Origin of the sequence: Paenibacillus terricola, assembly GCF_014779765.1 — a bacterium.
GTDB lineage: Bacteria > Bacillota > Bacilli > Paenibacillales > Paenibacillaceae > Paenibacillus_T > Paenibacillus_T terricola.
This window is the reverse complement of record NZ_JACXZA010000003.1, coordinates 288121-303891: the sequence shown is the minus strand read 5'-3', so window position 1 is coordinate 303891 and position 15771 is coordinate 288121. Positions and strand designations below refer to the sequence as shown.

At 50.0% G+C, this 15771-nt stretch carries 13 protein-coding genes; 9 read left to right on the top strand and 4 right to left on the bottom strand.

The window, feature by feature from the left end; translation table 11 throughout:
* The first annotated feature begins 149 nt into the window (after positions 1–149).
* The 5 genes from H8B09_RS13585 to H8B09_RS13565 all read left to right on the top strand — a co-directional run bounded on the left by H8B09_RS13585 (position 150) and on the right by H8B09_RS13565 (position 9045).
* Positions 150–569 (top strand): hypothetical protein, encoded by a 420-nt coding sequence (locus H8B09_RS13585; RefSeq protein WP_191204068.1) that lies wholly within the window; start codon positions 150–152, stop codon positions 567–569.
* Between the two features lie 15 nt (positions 570–584).
* Positions 585–2720, top strand: a complete 2136-nt coding sequence (locus H8B09_RS13580; RefSeq protein ID WP_191204067.1) for an EAL domain-containing protein — start codon at positions 585–587, stop codon at positions 2718–2720.
* Positions 2721–2758: 38 nt separating this feature from the next.
* Entirely contained in the window at positions 2759–4351 is a 1593-nt protein-coding gene (locus H8B09_RS13575) for a methyl-accepting chemotaxis protein (protein WP_191204066.1), read from the top strand.
* Positions 4348–6243, top strand: coding sequence for a methyl-accepting chemotaxis protein (locus tag H8B09_RS31025; protein ID WP_191204065.1), 1896 nt, complete (start codon positions 4348–4350; stop codon positions 6241–6243). The genes H8B09_RS13575 and H8B09_RS31025 overlap by 4 nt, the downstream gene beginning before the upstream one ends.
* 135 nt (positions 6244–6378) lie before the next feature.
* Entirely contained in the window at positions 6379–9045 is a 2667-nt protein-coding gene (locus H8B09_RS13565; protein ID WP_191204064.1) for a response regulator, read from the top strand.
* A gap of 107 nt (positions 9046–9152) precedes the next feature.
* Here the strand turns inward: H8B09_RS13565 and H8B09_RS13560 are convergent, their stop codons facing one another.
* Positions 9153–10022 carry an AraC family transcriptional regulator gene (locus H8B09_RS13560; protein WP_191204063.1) on the bottom strand — a complete coding sequence of 290 codons (870 nt, stop codon included), beginning with the start codon at positions 10020–10022 and terminating at the stop codon, positions 9153–9155.
* Between the two features lie 132 nt (positions 10023–10154).
* Between H8B09_RS13560 and H8B09_RS13555 the strand changes: the two genes are divergently transcribed.
* Positions 10155–11234: a Gfo/Idh/MocA family protein gene (locus H8B09_RS13555; RefSeq protein WP_191204062.1), complete on the top strand. Its 1080-nt coding sequence runs from the start codon at positions 10155–10157 to the stop codon at positions 11232–11234.
* A 127-nt stretch (positions 11235–11361) separates the two neighbouring features.
* On the opposite strand, the gene H8B09_RS13550 is transcribed toward H8B09_RS13555, so the two are convergent.
* Together H8B09_RS13550 and H8B09_RS31425 are read right to left on the bottom strand one after the other, a co-directional pair.
* Positions 11362–11697: a thioredoxin family protein gene (locus tag H8B09_RS13550; RefSeq protein WP_191204061.1), complete on the bottom strand. Its 336-nt coding sequence runs from the start codon at positions 11695–11697 to the stop codon at positions 11362–11364.
* A gap of 87 nt (positions 11698–11784) precedes the next feature.
* Positions 11785–12228, bottom strand: a complete 444-nt coding sequence (locus tag H8B09_RS31425; protein ID WP_502572612.1) for a YhfM domain-containing protein — start codon at positions 12226–12228, stop codon at positions 11785–11787.
* Positions 12229–12469: 241 nt separating this feature from the next.
* On the opposite strand from H8B09_RS31425, the gene H8B09_RS13540 reads away from it, so the two are divergent.
* From H8B09_RS13540 to H8B09_RS13530, 3 genes are all read left to right on the top strand, one after another.
* Complete coding sequence (locus H8B09_RS13540) at positions 12470–13267, top strand: DeoR/GlpR family DNA-binding transcription regulator (RefSeq protein WP_191204059.1); 798 nt, start codon at positions 12470–12472, stop codon at positions 13265–13267.
* Between the two features lie 4 nt (positions 13268–13271).
* Complete coding sequence (gene murA / locus H8B09_RS13535) at positions 13272–14567, top strand: UDP-N-acetylglucosamine 1-carboxyvinyltransferase (protein WP_191204058.1); 1296 nt, start codon at positions 13272–13274, stop codon at positions 14565–14567.
* 103 nt (positions 14568–14670) lie between these two features.
* Entirely contained in the window at positions 14671–15228 is a 558-nt protein-coding gene (locus H8B09_RS13530) for a DnaA N-terminal domain-containing protein (protein WP_191204057.1), read from the top strand.
* A 186-nt stretch (positions 15229–15414) separates the two neighbouring features.
* Here the strand turns inward: H8B09_RS13530 and H8B09_RS30475 are convergent, their stop codons facing one another.
* The gene (locus tag H8B09_RS30475) at positions 15415–15588 is read right to left on the bottom strand and encodes a hypothetical protein (RefSeq protein ID WP_224753581.1); all 174 of its coding nucleotides are present in this window, start codon (positions 15586–15588) and stop codon (positions 15415–15417) included.
* Between the last annotated feature and the right edge of the window lie 183 nt (positions 15589–15771).

Sequence of the window (15771 nt, the reverse complement as noted above, 5' to 3'; positions counted from 1 at the left end):
TTAGATTAATAAAGATCAAATAAAGAACAAATACATTCAAAAGAACTTTTCTAACAATTTCCTCTTATACTTCATTTCAAGTGAGTGTTCAAGAAGTATCAAAAGCTGACTTTTTGAACTACCTCTTCAAGGGTACGGAGGTGAGGGGAGTGCAGTTACTTCCTTATTACAGAAACGAATTCATTGCTTCTTCTTTAAAGAATGAGACAGGTTGGACGGAAGCGCTGTTCAATAACAACGTTAGTTTATGGCAGCGGGAGAAGGAAAGGTTTCACGAGTTATTTCGAATCATAGACGGAGAGCAGCAGTTGATACTCGAATATTCGGTCATTATTCCACTTGCCTTTGTTCGAACAGGCCGCATCATTGAGCAAGGGCCTGGCGTTGGGACAACGGCTAACGGCGTGACCTGCCAATATGATGATGCACAAATGCTGATGACGTATTCGATGACCGATCAGCAGATGAACGGTTCAGTTGCACGGTTTCTATTCAAAGCAAGAAGCGAAATTGCTCAGTTGATCGATTTCTCTGGATCGGAAGCAAGATGGAAGGAAATTGTCGGTTGAGGTGAACATGCTGCGATGTCATATCGTGTATTGATAGTGGATGATTCCAGCTTAATGAGACGGATGATCGTGAAGCTGTTTCAGGATAGCCCGTACTTCGAGGTTGCAGGGACGGCGTGCAATGGGCGTGAAGGTGTAGAACGCGCTTTAGAGCTTCGACCTGATCTTGTCATCTTGGATGTTGAAATGCCTCAGATGGATGGAATTACAGCGCTTCGATACTTGATGGATTGCTGTCCCATGCCAGTTATGATGCTGAGCAGCTATGCAACCGAAGGCTCGGCCTTAACATTCCAAGCATTAAAGTGGGGCGCCGCTGACTATTTTCATAAGGATTTGTTGTTCTCGAATACGGCGGACGCCATGGTCGTTAACGATTTTATGCAGCGGTGCAGGCTTATTGTTATGAATCGTCCGCAGGAGCCATCCATGCGGGTTCTGCTGGAGGCGATGCTCACATGCATGAAGATGGAGAAAGATTTGAAGGCGGCGCAGCATACGCTCAAGAAGACGCTTGTCCGCTACAACGGCCTCGTATTGAAGTTTAAGCAAGAGCATAATCGTTTCATCCACACAAGCTGCGTCGGCGAGTTGTTCGGGATAAGTTCCGAACAGGCAGTCGGCCGCGAGCTTGTCGATTTCATGCCTGCACATGTGGCGCGTCGTCAGGAAGAGAGATACCGGCGGGCATGGGACGGCGAAGAGATCGATTGGTTCGATACGAGTTGGAACGGTCGTATCTATCGAACGACGATTCAGCCGCTGTGGGAAGACGATGAAGTCGTAGAGGCGGTAGCGCTAAGCGTCGATATCACGAACCAGCGTAGGGCGGAGGAACGGATCAACCGGCTTATTCACTATGACGGACTGACTGGTCTTCCCAATCGTCAATATGCGCAGGACTATGTGCAGCAGGCGCTGGAGCTTGCGGGCAGCAATAATAGGACAGCGGCAGTTCTATTCATCGGGCTTAATCATTTCAAGCTGGTTAATGAAGCGCTTGGCGACGATGTAGGCGACCAACTGCTGATGAATATTGCAAGAAGGCTGCAGAAGCTTGAGGCAGACGGCGGGCGTGCAGTTCGAATGGGCGGCGACACCTTCGTCTATCTATTCAATTATCAAGAACCGTCCGAAATGCTGGAGACGATCGATCAGCTGCATGCTCAGCTCCATCACCCGTTCCGGTTCGGCGATCAAGATATATACGTTGGCAGCAGCATTGGCGTCAGCTTGTATCCGAACCATTCGGATCGGGCCGAGCGTCTATTGCAAGCTTCGGAGATGGCCATGTACGAAGCTAAGCAGCAGGGCAGACAAACACAGGTGTACAATCCCTCGTTGAACGAGCAGCTTCATCGGCGAATGGAGATTGAGCTTCACCTGCGAAAGGCGGTAGAGCTAGGACAACTTAAGCTCTATTATCAGCCGATTGTATCCACTGCGAATGCGCGTCCAGTTGGAATGGAGAGTCTGATTCGATGGTTTCACCCTGAGCTTGGCGCCATATCACCCGGCGAGTTTATCCCAGTAGCCGAAGAGACGGGATTCATTGTTCCGATAGGCAGATGGGTGCTGGAGGAAGCGTGCCGGCAGAACAAACAATGGCAGCAAGATGGATTCACGCCGATTGTGATCAGCGTGAATATTTCGTCGCGTCAATTTTATGATCCATTGTTTACGGAATCGATCGTGAACTTGCTGCATCGGACAGGCTTAGAGCCGCATTGGCTGGAGTTGGAAATAACCGAAGGCGTCATGATGGACATCCATACAGCACTTCCGATTCTGAAGGAATTGCAAGCGCTTGGGATCAACTTGTCGATTGACGATTTCGGTACGGGATACAGCTCATTGAAGTATTTGAAGGAGCTGCCGGTCGGCAAGCTGAAGATCGATCAATCGTTCATTAAACATATCGATTCGAACGTCGTACATACTGCAATCGTTTCGTCTGTGCTGTCCATGTCCCGTCAACTGGGACTAGAGGTAGTAGCCGAGGGTGTAGAGCGGGTGGAGGAACTGAATGCGCTGCGGGAGAACGGCTGCGTATTCGCGCAGGGTTATTTGTTCAGCCATCCCGTTCCGGCAGAAGTGGCAGGAAAGCTGCTAGGAGAGTCGCTTTATCCATTGGGCGAGGCGGTACGGTAATGAAATCCTATATGGTCGATAAAAGGGGGTCAATTACAATGCGTGTGACTGTCGGCAAAAAAATGATGGCCGGATTTGCTCTTCTTCTGGTGTTGATGGTGGTCATCAGTGCGCTGTCCGCTATGCAATTAAAGTCATTGAAGGACAAGGTCGACACGATCAATGATGTGTCCCTGCCAGGCGTTCAGTCGATCCAGCACGTCAATTATTTGACGGAGCATGTTCTCAGCTTGTCCGCTATGTATGCACTGGAGGATGAAGTTCCCGTTAAAGAACAGTACAGACAGCAAATTACCGAGGCAAATAAAGAGCTTCAGGGCGATTTCCGAAAGTACAGCGAAACGATCGTATCAGATGAAGAACAAGGGGCGTTTAACTCGTTAACTGCTGAATGGGAGCAGTTTCAAACGGCTAATGCGAAGGTGCTGGAGTTAAGCGATATCCATAATGAACAGGATGCGGGTAATCTTCTTCAGCAAACGCAAGCCTCCTATCAGAAAATGCAATCGACTCTCGATTTTCTACTCGATTTCAATAACGATCATGCAGACGATGTAACCGTTCAATCGAATGAAACGTATCACACCTCGCTCCTGTGGATTATTGGATTATCGATTGTCAGCCTTGTTGTAGGCATCGCTGCTGCAAGTATACTCGTGCTCTCGATCAGCAGACCGCTTACGTCGGTAACTAGAGCGATTGAGCGCGTGTCGCATGGCGACCTGACTATCGAGCCGCTTGAAGTGAAAGGCAGGGATGAAACGGCAGACCTTGCTTCCGCGATGAATGCGATGGTAGTCAATTGGAGCGAGCTTATTGCATCAGCGCTTCATTCCTCGTATAGCGTAGCGTCAGCCGCACAGCAGATATCGGCTTCGACAGAAGAGGTATCGAGCACGAGCGATGCGCAGGCACAGACCGCGCAGCATATTACGGAGCTGTTCCGCGAGCTGAATATTGCTGTCCAGACGGTGGCAAGCAGTGCAGAGGATGCTGCCGAGATGTCAGCGAAGTCCGCGAAAGTTGCGAGAGGCGGCGGTCAGATTGTAAGCGCATCGATTCAAGGCATCTCCGCTGTAACGAATCAGATGAAGAAGCTGGAGGATGACTCCAAGCAGATCGGCGACATCATTGAGGTGATCGACGAGATTGCGGCACAGACGAATCTTATTGCTCTGAATGCGGCAATTGAGGCGGCAAGAGCAGGCGAGCAGGGACGAGGATTCGCCGTTGTTGCCGATGAGGTGCGCAAGCTTGCCGAGCGAAGCGGCGAAGCGACAAAGCGGATTACTTCGATTATTAAAGGCATGCAGGGCAATACAGCGGCAAGCGTGGAATCCGTGACACTGGCGGTGACACAGACGAAGCGGGTTGGCGAAACCTTCGAGCAAATTATCGATTTGGTTGGCGATACAGCCGATCGAGTTGGCGAAATTGCAGCATCCAGCGAGCAGCAGGCTGCCCAGACCGATGAAGTGTTCCGTGCAATCGAATCGATCGCAGCAGCAAGTGAAGAAACAGCCGCATCGACAGAAGAAACAGCATCCACCTCCCAGACGCTGGCGAAGCTGGCACAGCATCTAAGCGAATCCGTATCTCAATTCAAATTGAAAGGCAGCGTGTCTCCGTGAATAATAGAAATGAAGCCTCATCCCGATGGTTCCGATTAATCCAAATTCGCAAGCTTTCGACGAGGTTAATGCTTAGCACGTTCATCATTGCTATTGCAATCGTGGCAGCGATGTCGTTGTCGTTGTTCTTACCGAACTCTGCGAACTTCGAGAAAGAGATTAAGAAGGAGCTCGGCTTGCAAACCTCTCTTATTGTTCAGCAAGTCGATGAGGAGGTTCAGTCCAAATTTGCGAAGCTCGAAGCCATCGCGCATGTCGGACAATCCTATGGTATGGATGCAGCCAAACATCAAGCACTTATTTCTGCGTTCGCGAAGAGCAATCCAGAATTTGAACTAAGCGGTTATTCGCTCGATTTGACGGGTAAGGCGAGCCGCGGAAGCGAAGGGCAAACGATGGATTTGTCGAATCGTCCTTATATGGCTGTCATTTCCGAAGGCAAGCCCTATATCTCTGATCCGATACCAGCTGTTGACGACCCGACCAAGCTCGTCGTCGCATTCGTCATCCCGTTAATGCAGGAAGATAAGCCCTTTGGATTCTATGCTACCAGCTACACGATTTCGAAGGCAGCCAAGAGCGTTATCGATTCGAAGATTGGCGATTCGGGCTACGCTGTGTTGATCGACAACCAAGGCATTGTTCAAGTTCATCCGAATCCGGATCTGGTCGGAACCCGCATCGAAGATCTAGGCGTACCAGAAGTGTATGATGCCTTTAAGGCGATCCAGCAAGGGAAGAAGGACGTTGGCTACACCTATACATTTAACGGCATTACGAAGATCGGCCATTCCAGCGCGACTAAGAATGGTTATGTGATTCAGATGGCTGTACCGAAGAGCGAGCTGACGGCGCCAATTCGCAATATGATGTGGACGACCTTGCTTGCTGCGGTTATCGTAACGCTCGCCGCAATGGCGGTAACATATCTATTCACGACTCGTCTAGCGAAACCGATCGTCTATATTACAGATGTGGTGAAGCAGCTGTCTAAGGGAGATTTCCGTCCGAGATTGCATGTCAAATCGAAGGATGAGCTTGGTGTGCTTGCCGCTCACATGAACGATATGCTCGACTCGTTGTCAGTCACGATTGGACAAGTCAATTCTGCAGCAATCAGCGTAGCGGCCTCGGCTGAGCAGATTACGGCAAGTACGGATGAAGTTGCAAGAGGCAGCGTTGATCAAGCGGATCAAGCACGTACGATGGCGGATCTGTTCGAAGCGCTGGAGCAAGCAATCAAGAGCGTAGCATTCAACGCTAATCAAGCGCGGGACTATTCGAATGAAGCGGTTCATATTGCTGAACAAGGCACGGATATGATCAATCACTCGATCGGTACGATGCAGCAAGTGAATCAGCAGATGGAGAACCTCGAGAAAGATTCGAATCAGATCGGCGACATTATTCAAGTCATCAACGAAATTGCGGAGCAGACGAATCTGCTCGCGCTTAACGCTGCGATTGAGGCGGCAAGAGCAGGTGAGCAGGGCCGCGGCTTTGCGGTTGTAGCGGATGAAGTTCGCAAGCTGGCTGAACGAAGCGGCAGTGCTACGAAGCAAATTGCGTCGATCATTCACGGCATGCAGAGCAATACGACGGAATGCGTGAAGGCGGTCAGCGATGGCGTGCAGCAGTTCGCAGAAACGCGTCAGTCATTCGACGGCATCGTCGTGAAGGTGAATGAAATGTCGGATAAAGTGAATGAAATTGCGGAATCAAGCGTCGTACAAGCTTCGAAAGCGTCGGATGTACTCATGACGATTGAATCGGTTGCATCAGTCAGCGAAGAGGCGGCGGCTGCCGCTGAAGAGACGGCAGCAGCATCGCAAGAGCTGTCGCAGCTGGCGGAGCGGCTCAACGAATCAATCGAAATGTTCAAATATAAGTAAGTGGAATGGGGAAGGCCTCTGTCGAGCTGAAATGCGGACAGAGGTTATTTCTTTTATACAAGAGAAGGAATAGCGCGAACGTTGTCGAAACTGGTTTGGAAAATAGAAAAGTTTACATAGTAGGGGCGGGTGAACATGAATACGGATCTGCTAGTTTTTTTCGGTCAGTACAGTATGCTTCTTATCGCGATGATCGTTGTGACCCGATGGATTTATCCGTATTTATCGAACGCCGTTAAAGGCTGGAAGAGCATAAGCTTCGGCTTTCTGTTTAGCAGCATGGGGCTTCTCATTATGCAGATGCCATTGGAGAATCGAGATGGACTGCATATGGACGTCAGACTCATAAGCGTCATTCTGTCCGGCATATTCGGAGGGCCGTGGTCAATCGCTGTCACGACGGCGGTGATCGGCATCTATCGAATATCGCTTGGCGGCGCGATTATTTTCCCGACTGGCGCGCTGCTCGTTACAACGGTATTAGGTATCGCTGCTTATCGATTGAAGGAGCGAGTTACGAAGCATTATACGTGGTTTGCTTGGGGGCTTGGGCTTGTCATCGGCGTTCAAACGGTACTGTGGGCAACTTTCACGGCGCCTGAGGAGACGAAGAGTTTGTTCCTTGGGGATTACGCTGTAACGTTTATCATTTTTCATACTGTTGCAGTACCCCTGTTCTACTCCGTCATGGCATATGAAATAAGGCGTTATGAGACGGAACAGACGCTTATGCATTACAAGGAGCATCTTGAGCAATTGGTAGAGGAACGCACGCAGGAGCTAGCGGCGAATAACGCGCTGTTGGCAGACGCGAAGCAATCGGCTGAAGCCGCCAATCTAGCGAAGAGCGAGTTTCTAGCGAATATGAGTCATGAGATTCGAACGCCGATGAATGCGATTATCGGACTGGGCCATCTGCTTCGGCAGACGGAGCTAAGCGAGAAGCAGCAGGATTTTTCAAACAAAATGATGCTGTCCGCAAACAATCTCATTATGATCATTAACGATATTCTTGATTACTCCAAGATCGAGGCGAACAAAATCGTGCTCGAACGAATCGACTTCGATCTGTTCGAGGTGCTGCATAACGTATCCAACGTTATTAATGTAAAAGCATTCGAGAAGGGGCTCCATATTCATTTTGATATTCACCATGAAGTTCCGCAGATGCTGGTCGGCGACCCGCATCGTCTTGGTCAAGTGCTTATCAATCTATTGAACAATGCCGTCAAATTTACGGAGAAGGGCGAAGTATCGATCGAGATTGCGCGGATGGAAGATGCGGATGATGGCTCGAACGTAACGCTCCGCTGCTTGGTCCGCGATACCGGCATTGGGATGACGAAGGAGCAGCAGTCGAAGCTGTTCCGTCACTTCGTCCAGGCTGATATGTCGACGACTCGCAAATACGGCGGGACGGGGCTTGGCCTCGTGATCAGTAAAGAGTTGGTTAAACTTATGGGCGGCAGAATGCAGGTGGATAGCGACCCTGGCGTTGGCAGCTGCTTCTCCTTCACCATGAAGCTTGAGCAGTCATCGCGTACATTCGTAAACCTGCCAAGCGATAATTCTTTCCGGTTCAAAAATGTGCTGCTCGTCTGTGACGAGCCCGAGATGAAGCGGGTGCTTCTCAGCCAGTTGGAGCAGTTCCGGTTTCAAGTAACGACGGTCGAGACGGAGATTGAAGTGATCGAGAAGCTGTTTTACGGGGGGAGCTTCGATCTCGTTATTGTGGATTGGAAGCTGCAGCATGATGATTCGATTCGTCTAGCGGAGCGAATTCATCAATACAGTACTGCGCCGATGCAAATTATTGTACTTATTACGGCTTATCACGATCCGCAGCTTAGCAATCGCATTCGTTACACACCGATCGAGAAAGTGCTGTATTATCCGATGAGTCAATCTCAGCTGTACAATGAGATGCTCAGCCTATTCCATAAGCATGTACTGGATAAACACTCTACTGCACACAGTCAAGAGAAGCAGGAGAAGTTCTCATCGTTGCAAGGTGTACGAATTCTGCTCGTTGAGGACAATGAGATCAATCAGCAGATCGCTTCCGAAATGTTGAAGAGCTTAGGCGCAGTCGTTGATGTTGCAGAGAATGGCGAAGAGGCATTGGAGTTGGTAGATCGCAGCCGATACGACGTTGTATTGATGGATCTACAGATGCCAGTCATGGATGGCATGGAAGCAGCGCGGCTCATGCGGGAGCGCAGCGAGATGGCGAATGTGCCGATCATTGCGATGACGGCGGATGCGATGAAAGGCGTAAAGGAGAAGGTGCTGGAGCAGGGCATGAACGCGTATATTACGAAGCCGTTCGAACCAGCTCAGCTGTACGCCGTACTGCATCGTTTCATGAAGGATCGTCGGGTTGTAGCAGCTGAAGCAACAGCAGAAGCGGCAGCAACTGCTGCAGAGCCGGGGGCGATGCCGAATGAGCTGCCGGGCTTGCAACTGGCGGATGCTATCCAGCGGCTGCGCGGCAATCGGGCATTCTATCGCGGCATTCTGCTGCGATTCGCTAACGATCATGTGGATGCGGTGCAGGACATCCGGGAGGCGATCGCGGCACAGGATGACAAGCAAGCCGAGCTGCTCGTGCACACGCTCAAAGGTGTGGCGTCCAACCTCGGAGCCGCCGATCTCGCAGAGACATCAGGCGAGCTGCAGGCATGCCTGTTATCGAAAGATCGAGAGCGGTTGAGCGAGCTGCTATTTGTATTGGAAGAGCGGATCGCAGTTGTTCTGCACTCCATTAGAGAAGCTGCGCCGCTGTTGGAAGATTTGGGTTAAAATTGGCGCGCGTAACGATGTAACAAGAAGGGGCTGTCTCACAGAGCGTTTCAATTGCTCTGTGGGACAGCCCTCTTTGTAGTTAAATCAAATTGCCTTTAAACCAATCATCCTTTGCCCCATGCGAGCATTTTCTTCTGGAACTCTTTGGGTGAGCAATTGTTGTACTTGCGGAACATTTTGTAGAAGTGAGCCATGTTCGGCATGCCGATCCGTTCACCAACCTCGGAGATGCTAAGGTCCTTCGTGAGCAGGATGCGCTCGGCCCATTTGATTTTGCGATAATTTACATATTCCGTAAACGATAGTCCAATCGACTTCTTGAAAAATTTGACGAAGTAGTAGTAGCTCATATTCGCCAGCTTACACACTTCTTCCACTTGTATCCGATCGGTCAGATGGTTCTCGACATACGTCAGCACAGGCCGCAGCCGCAGACGGTCAAAATCATCCTGATCGCTCAGCACATTCTTGCGATCATTGCGAAGCAGCAGAAGAAGCAGCTGTTTCACGAGCATGCTGACGGCTAATTCATAGCCGATCTGCTTCTCGTTCGATTCACGGAGAATTTCGCGGATGCATGCCGCTGCCTGACGTTTAAGCTCCGGATTTTCTTGGAAAATATAATTGGCATTGCTGAGGGGATTGCTCGACTCTGCAAAATACCGCATAAAAGGCAGCGTGCTTGCATCGAAAAACTGCTCCAAGTCAAACTGAAGCACGATGTAGTCGAGCGGCGTGCCGAAGCTGCGGTCGCGATGCAGCTGTGACGAGCCGATCAGTGCAATGTCGCCAGCCTCAAGCCGGAGTAAATCTTCTTGAATGTGAACCTCGAGACCACCCTCGTTCACGAGCAGCACTTCAACCTCCCGATGGTAGTGCCAATTGATGTAGGCATCGTCGTAACGGGCAGCGGTATATACCTTCAATGACAAGAGAGGGTTTTCATATGCGACTTTTTCATTATAGATTTCCACTAGATGCGCCCCCGAATGACAAAATCACATAAAACGAGCACTATTCCAAACCTACACATATAATAAGCGCTGCAATATACTAAGTCTAGTGTTAGCGTAAGGAATCAGATGGTTATGGGGAGGATTTTGTCGATGTCTAAGGTTCGGGTAGCCGTTATCGGATGCGGCGGTATTGCGACAGGCAAGCACTTGCCTGCTCTCGTTAAAGTAAAGGAAGTTGAATTGGTCGCGTTCTGCGATATTGTTGTAGAGCGTGCTGAGCAAGCTAAAGAGAAGTATGGTGCTGAAGAAGCCAAAGTATACGAGAGCTACACGGAGATGCTGAAGGACAGCTCGATCGACGTTGTACACGTGTGCACGCCGAACGACTCCCACGCAGAGATCACGATTGCAGCGCTTGAAGCGGACAAGCACGTATTGTGCGAGAAGCCGATGGCGAAGACGGCTGCCGATGCACGCCGCATGCTCGAAACGGCTAAGCGCACGGGCAAGAAGCTCAGCATTGCGTATCAGAACCGTTTCCGCGCAGATAGCCGCTTCTTGAAGGACGCAGCGGTAGCCGGCGAGCTGGGCGAAGTTTATTTTGCCAAAGCACACGCGATTCGTCGCCGTGCCGTTCCAACTTGGGGCGTATTCTTGGACGAAGAGAAACAAGGCGGGGGACCGCTTATCGATATTGGTACACATGCGCTTGATCTGGCACTGTGGATGATGGACAACTACAAGCCGAAGGCTGTATTGGGACGTGCTTACCACAAGCTGTCGCAGCGTGAGAACGCAGCGAACGCATGGGGTCCATGGGATCCGAAGGAGTTCACGGTAGAAGACTCCGCATTCGCGATGATTACGATGGAGAACGGCGCATCGCTCGTACTCGAGTCCAGCTGGGCGCTCAACTCCCTCGATATTGACGAAGCGAAAGTAACGCTCTGCGGTACGGAAGCTGGCGCGGACATGAAAGGCGGCCTTCGCATCAACGGCGAAAGCAACAGCCGTCTGTATACGAAAGAAATCGAGCTGAACAGCGGCGGCGTTGCGTTCTACGATGGCGCATCCGACGACCCATCCGAGCTTGAAGCTCGTTCTTGGATCGAGCACGTGCTGTACGACAAAGAGCTTATCGTGAAGCCGGAACAGGCGCTTGTCGTTTCCGAGATTCTCGAAGCGATCTACGAGTCGTCCCGTACAGGCAAAGCGGTTTACTTCGACTAATCGAATAAAGAATCTAGAGCTCGGCGTGTAAACGCCGAGTTTTTTTGTTGTCTGCAAGGTAGGGGAAATCTCTGATCGGTACAGTTTCGGAAAGGGATTGTTTCTACTATCCTTCGTCTCTGAAGGGTTATCCTTCAACTAAGTCGTAGATTTTACCGATTTTTTCGTCTAACAGATCCAAATGCACGATTCGCGCTTCGCGAATATATTCTTTCCCCTCTACATACAGCAATAAAACAGGCGCGGTAAAAACGGAGAAACTGCCGGATACGGCAGGAACCTCTTGCGCGTCGATCGTCCCCAATTGAATTTGCGGATATTTCGTCATTAACTTCTGAACCTGAGGCTGCAAAGCATGACAAACGCTGCAACCCGTTATGGTGATATAAAGGAATGACAGTCGATGGCGTCTTATAAATTCTTGTGCCGATTCGACGCTCGTTAATAACTCGAATTCTCTCATGGCTCCTTCTCCTTTCCGTTACCTTGATTATACCCGTATGGGTACCATAATCAAACCTATTTGTTGGCTGTCAACGTCCTTTGCTCGTTAGCTTCCGAACAGCAACTCGTGAATGGTCGTTGAATCTTCCTCGCTCAACTTCACGTATTTCTCATTGGGAATGACGATTTCGAGCTGCTTATGATTTGGGGTAATCCATACAAGGTATGTTGTGGAGCCTCCTTCGAATTGAAGCTCAAACCTGTAGTCTTCGAATCCTTCCATTAGTGCTTTGGCTTTGATCCACTTCGCGTCTTGTATGATTGCATACACTTTCTGAATGGACTCTGTATCTGTCACTTCTTTTGTCTTCGTGATGCTGTCTTGATCTCTAGCGCTAATGACTATCTGATGGATTTGTTCAGAACTAGGATTGGATACCTCTGTGTGGATTTCCCCTTGTCCAGATCGGTCATCAGAAGAACATCCACAACATAATATCGTTAAGACGATGATAAAGGCTATGCAGAAGGACTTTCTCAGTTTCTCCATCTATCTAATCACCCCTTTCTTTGATTCTAATATCAGACGTTTTCTCGATAGAAAATGTTCCATATTTAACCAAATAGATCGATGTTACCAACGTAACATGAGTTACATTTCGGTTTGTTCTTATTTTTGTCGATATTAACGCGAATAATGAAGAAACATGAAGGTCTGAGATTGACATGATGGAATGAAAATGAATAAAATAGACGATAGTTAGCATAAATTGTCATAAAGGGGCATAAGCATGTTAGCCGAAGAGCGCCGGCAGCTCATCTTGGATCAGTTACATAAAGACCAGCGCATTGTTGTGAAGGAACTAGCACAGCAATTCCAGTTATCGGTCGATTCAATTCGCCGTGATTTGTCTATTATGGAAGAGCAGGGTTTGCTTAAGAAATCGTACGGAGGTGCAGTACCCCTTAATCAGGTACGCATATTTCCGAAACCGGAGGAGAAGCGGTATGGTCCTCCGAACGAAACACAAGATGCCATTTCGAAGCTTGCGGCTTCATATATACAGCCTGGCGACGCCGTATTTATCGGCGGGGCAGGCATTCATTACGGGATGCTGCAGCATCTTCCTCGTCATTATCCGATTACGATCGTGACGAACGCAATGAAGATCGCAGATACGATCAAAGGCTGGGATAATGTTGACGCCTATCTGATTGGCGGCAAATTAAGAACAACGTCAGGAAGCTTTATTGATCCGCTCGCAATCGAACAAGTACGCAAGTTTTCGTTTGATATTTGCTTTGTTACAGGCGGGGGCATTACAAGCAAAGGGATTAGCATGGCGACGCCGGACGGAGGCAGCTTTGTACGTGCGGTTATCGAGAACGCTAGAATGAGAATCGGATTAGCACCAAGCGAGAAATTAGGTCGCGATCTGTTCGCGAGCTCCATTCCACTTGCTGAGCTGGACGTGCTTATCACGGACACGCAGGCTTCGCAAGCGTTCATCCAACAAGCGGAGCATGCAGGCGTGCAAGTCATCATGGCACCAGACGACAATGAACCTATACCAATGGAGGGAACTTAATTTTATGAAAAGAATCATCGTACAGCCTTCACCGGCGCTGAGAGGAGCCGTTCGAATTCCCGGCTCTAAGAACAGCACGCTGTCGCTTATTGCGGCAGCATGCTTGGCGGACGAGCCTGTTCGGCTCTGCGATGTTCCATCCATTGCTGACATACAGATTATTGAACAAATTGCGGAAGGAATGGGGCTCTCCATTCAACGTGAATCGGCTGGACAGCTGTTGATCGATTCACGAGAGGTTCGTAATGCTGTTATCGAACCAGCCAAAGCAGCGGCATTCCGTACGGCTTATTATTTTATCGGCGCATTGCTTGCCAAGCATGGCCGAGTTAGTGTCGGTTATCCGGGCGGCGACGACTTCGTAAGCCGTCCGATGGATCAGCACGTGAAGGCGCTAACGGCGATGGGGGCGCGCTTCACGTTCCATGCGGATCATTACGTAGTGGAAGCGGCTTCGCTGGAAGGCGCGGATATTTATTTTGATATGATCACCTCAGGCGCTACGATGAACGTGATGATGGCGGCAGCACGCGCTAAGGGCAGAACGATACTGCGCAATGCTGCAAGAGATCCTGAGGTTGTCGATACCGCGAACCTGCTTATTCAGATGGGAGCCCGCATTCGTGGCGCTGGCACAGACATGATTGTTATTGATGGCGTGTCGCATTTGAACGGCTGCACGTATAACGTCATTCCGGATCGGCTCATCGCAGGAGCTTTTCTGATGGCGGCTGGTGTGACTGGCGGCTCCGTTACCGTAACGGATGTGATTCCAGAGCACCTGGGCTCTTGCCTGGCTAAATTGACGGAGATCGGACTCCATATTGAGACGACTAGCAGTACGATTTCAGCAGAAGCAACTGGTGTATATCGGGCTACACGGGTACGTACGGCGATGTACCCTGGTTTCGCGACCGATCTACAGCAACCGCTGACCTCGCTGCTGCTCAAGGCACCGGGTCGAAGCCTCATCTCGGATCGCATCTATCCGCATCGGTTCCAGCATGCTGCACAGCTGCGTCGTATGGGGGCGGACATCGAGGTGCGTTCAGGCGTTGCACGCCTTAACGGAGGCAAACCGCTGACAGGTGCGCTTGTCCATGCATCCGATATTCGGGCAGGCATCGGTCTCATGATGGCCGGTATGATTGCGGAGGGCCGCACAACGATTCTGGGCGTACATCATATCGAACGCGGTTATGAGAATATGATCGAAGATTTCCGTTCGCTTGGCGCGAATATCGCAGTATGCCAGTCGGATGACGAGGAGCAGCTCTGGCTCGCATCGCAAGCAACCTAAGGTTGCATCTACAAACCTAAGCATTCAACTAGCACGTGCTGGGCAGTTTCTATTCGCTTTGCTATGATAAAACTATATAGTGAATCGATAGAGGTGAAAGGCTATGGTTGATCCGATCGTTGTAGGCAGCAACATTCTAGCTGGCCGCAAGAGGCTGGGATTATCTCAGACAGGATTAGGAGACACGCTTCGCGTTAGTCATCAGGCAGTCTCTAAGTGGGAACGGGGCGAATGTTTACCCGATATTGATGCGCTTGTTGGACTTGCTGGACTATTCGGCTCGACGATCGACGAACTGCTGCGTAAACGTGAAGAAACGGAGCCTATCCCGGCTGTGCAAGAAGACGGCGTGGAGATCTGGCGGAAGGTACAAGATTGGATGCGAGAGCGAATAACGGAGCCTAGCTATCGGACTCACTTCGAGCCGACACTTGCTTTCATTGACGAGAACGGCGAACTGGTCGTTCAATGTGCAACACCGTTTCAAGCCCAGTGGCTATTTACTCGCTATATGCATTTCATTCTGCAGGCACTCGACGAATCAGCCGTACGGCCAGACCTTAAGCTGAAATTTATACATGCCTCGAAATACGGACCCGACAAGCATAAGGCTAGGTTTCAGACAGATCGGATAAGTCTGGGCGAAACAAATCCCAAATAACCGTGTAAAAGCGTTGTTCCGTAAGAAGGGCCATACCGAAGTTACTGCTTACTTCGGTATGGTCCTATTCGCGTTTATTCCTTTTCCTTCGGCAGGACGAGGACGGATGCCTCTGCATCGCTTGGAACGGTTTGATCTACCGGGATCCTTGCGAATACCGATTGCAGGCGTCGGTAGCATTTCGACCTATGTGCTTGCTTCGGTCGGCGGCGTTTGATCGGATGAAGCGACAGATGTATTCGTGTACAACTGTGGCGTTGTCTTGAATGGGATAAGGAAGTTGACGATAATTGGAACCGATTGCCCGGGAAATAACGAAGGCAGAGTCGTATCCAGTCCTGAAGATCGATCGTAACGCATCAGCGGAAGATATCATCGGAGCTTGCAAAGACTCCTTTCATATGGGCAAATGTCAAATATCACGTATATAGCCGTTACTACAAACATATGAATATTAGGCTTGATATAGAAAAGTGGACGAAAAGCGTGAAGAAACCGACCGCAGGTGCGATCGGTTTCTTGGCATTGAGTATGGAGATGCGA

Coding starts and splice junctions, on each gene's coding strand:
- H8B09_RS13530 (WP_191204057.1), top strand. CDS start 14,671: ATGGTTGATCCGATCGTTGTAGGCAGCAACATTCTAGCTGGCCGCAAG.
- H8B09_RS13580 (WP_191204067.1), top strand. CDS start 585: ATGTCATATCGTGTATTGATAGTGGATGATTCCAGCTTAATGAGACGG.
- H8B09_RS13575 (WP_191204066.1), top strand. CDS start 2,759: ATGCGTGTGACTGTCGGCAAAAAAATGATGGCCGGATTTGCTCTTCTT.
- H8B09_RS31425 (WP_502572612.1), bottom strand. CDS start 12,228: ATGGAGAAACTGAGAAAGTCCTTCTGCATAGCCTTTATCATCGTCTTA.
- murA (WP_191204058.1), top strand. CDS start 13,272: ATGAAAAGAATCATCGTACAGCCTTCACCGGCGCTGAGAGGAGCCGTT.
- H8B09_RS13555 (WP_191204062.1), top strand. CDS start 10,155: ATGTCTAAGGTTCGGGTAGCCGTTATCGGATGCGGCGGTATTGCGACA.
- H8B09_RS13565 (WP_191204064.1), top strand. CDS start 6,379: ATGAATACGGATCTGCTAGTTTTTTTCGGTCAGTACAGTATGCTTCTT.
- H8B09_RS13540 (WP_191204059.1), top strand. CDS start 12,470: ATGTTAGCCGAAGAGCGCCGGCAGCTCATCTTGGATCAGTTACATAAA.
- H8B09_RS30475 (WP_224753581.1), bottom strand. CDS start 15,588: ATGCGTTACGATCGATCTTCAGGACTGGATACGACTCTGCCTTCGTTA.
- H8B09_RS13550 (WP_191204061.1), bottom strand. CDS start 11,697: ATGAGAGAATTCGAGTTATTAACGAGCGTCGAATCGGCACAAGAATTT.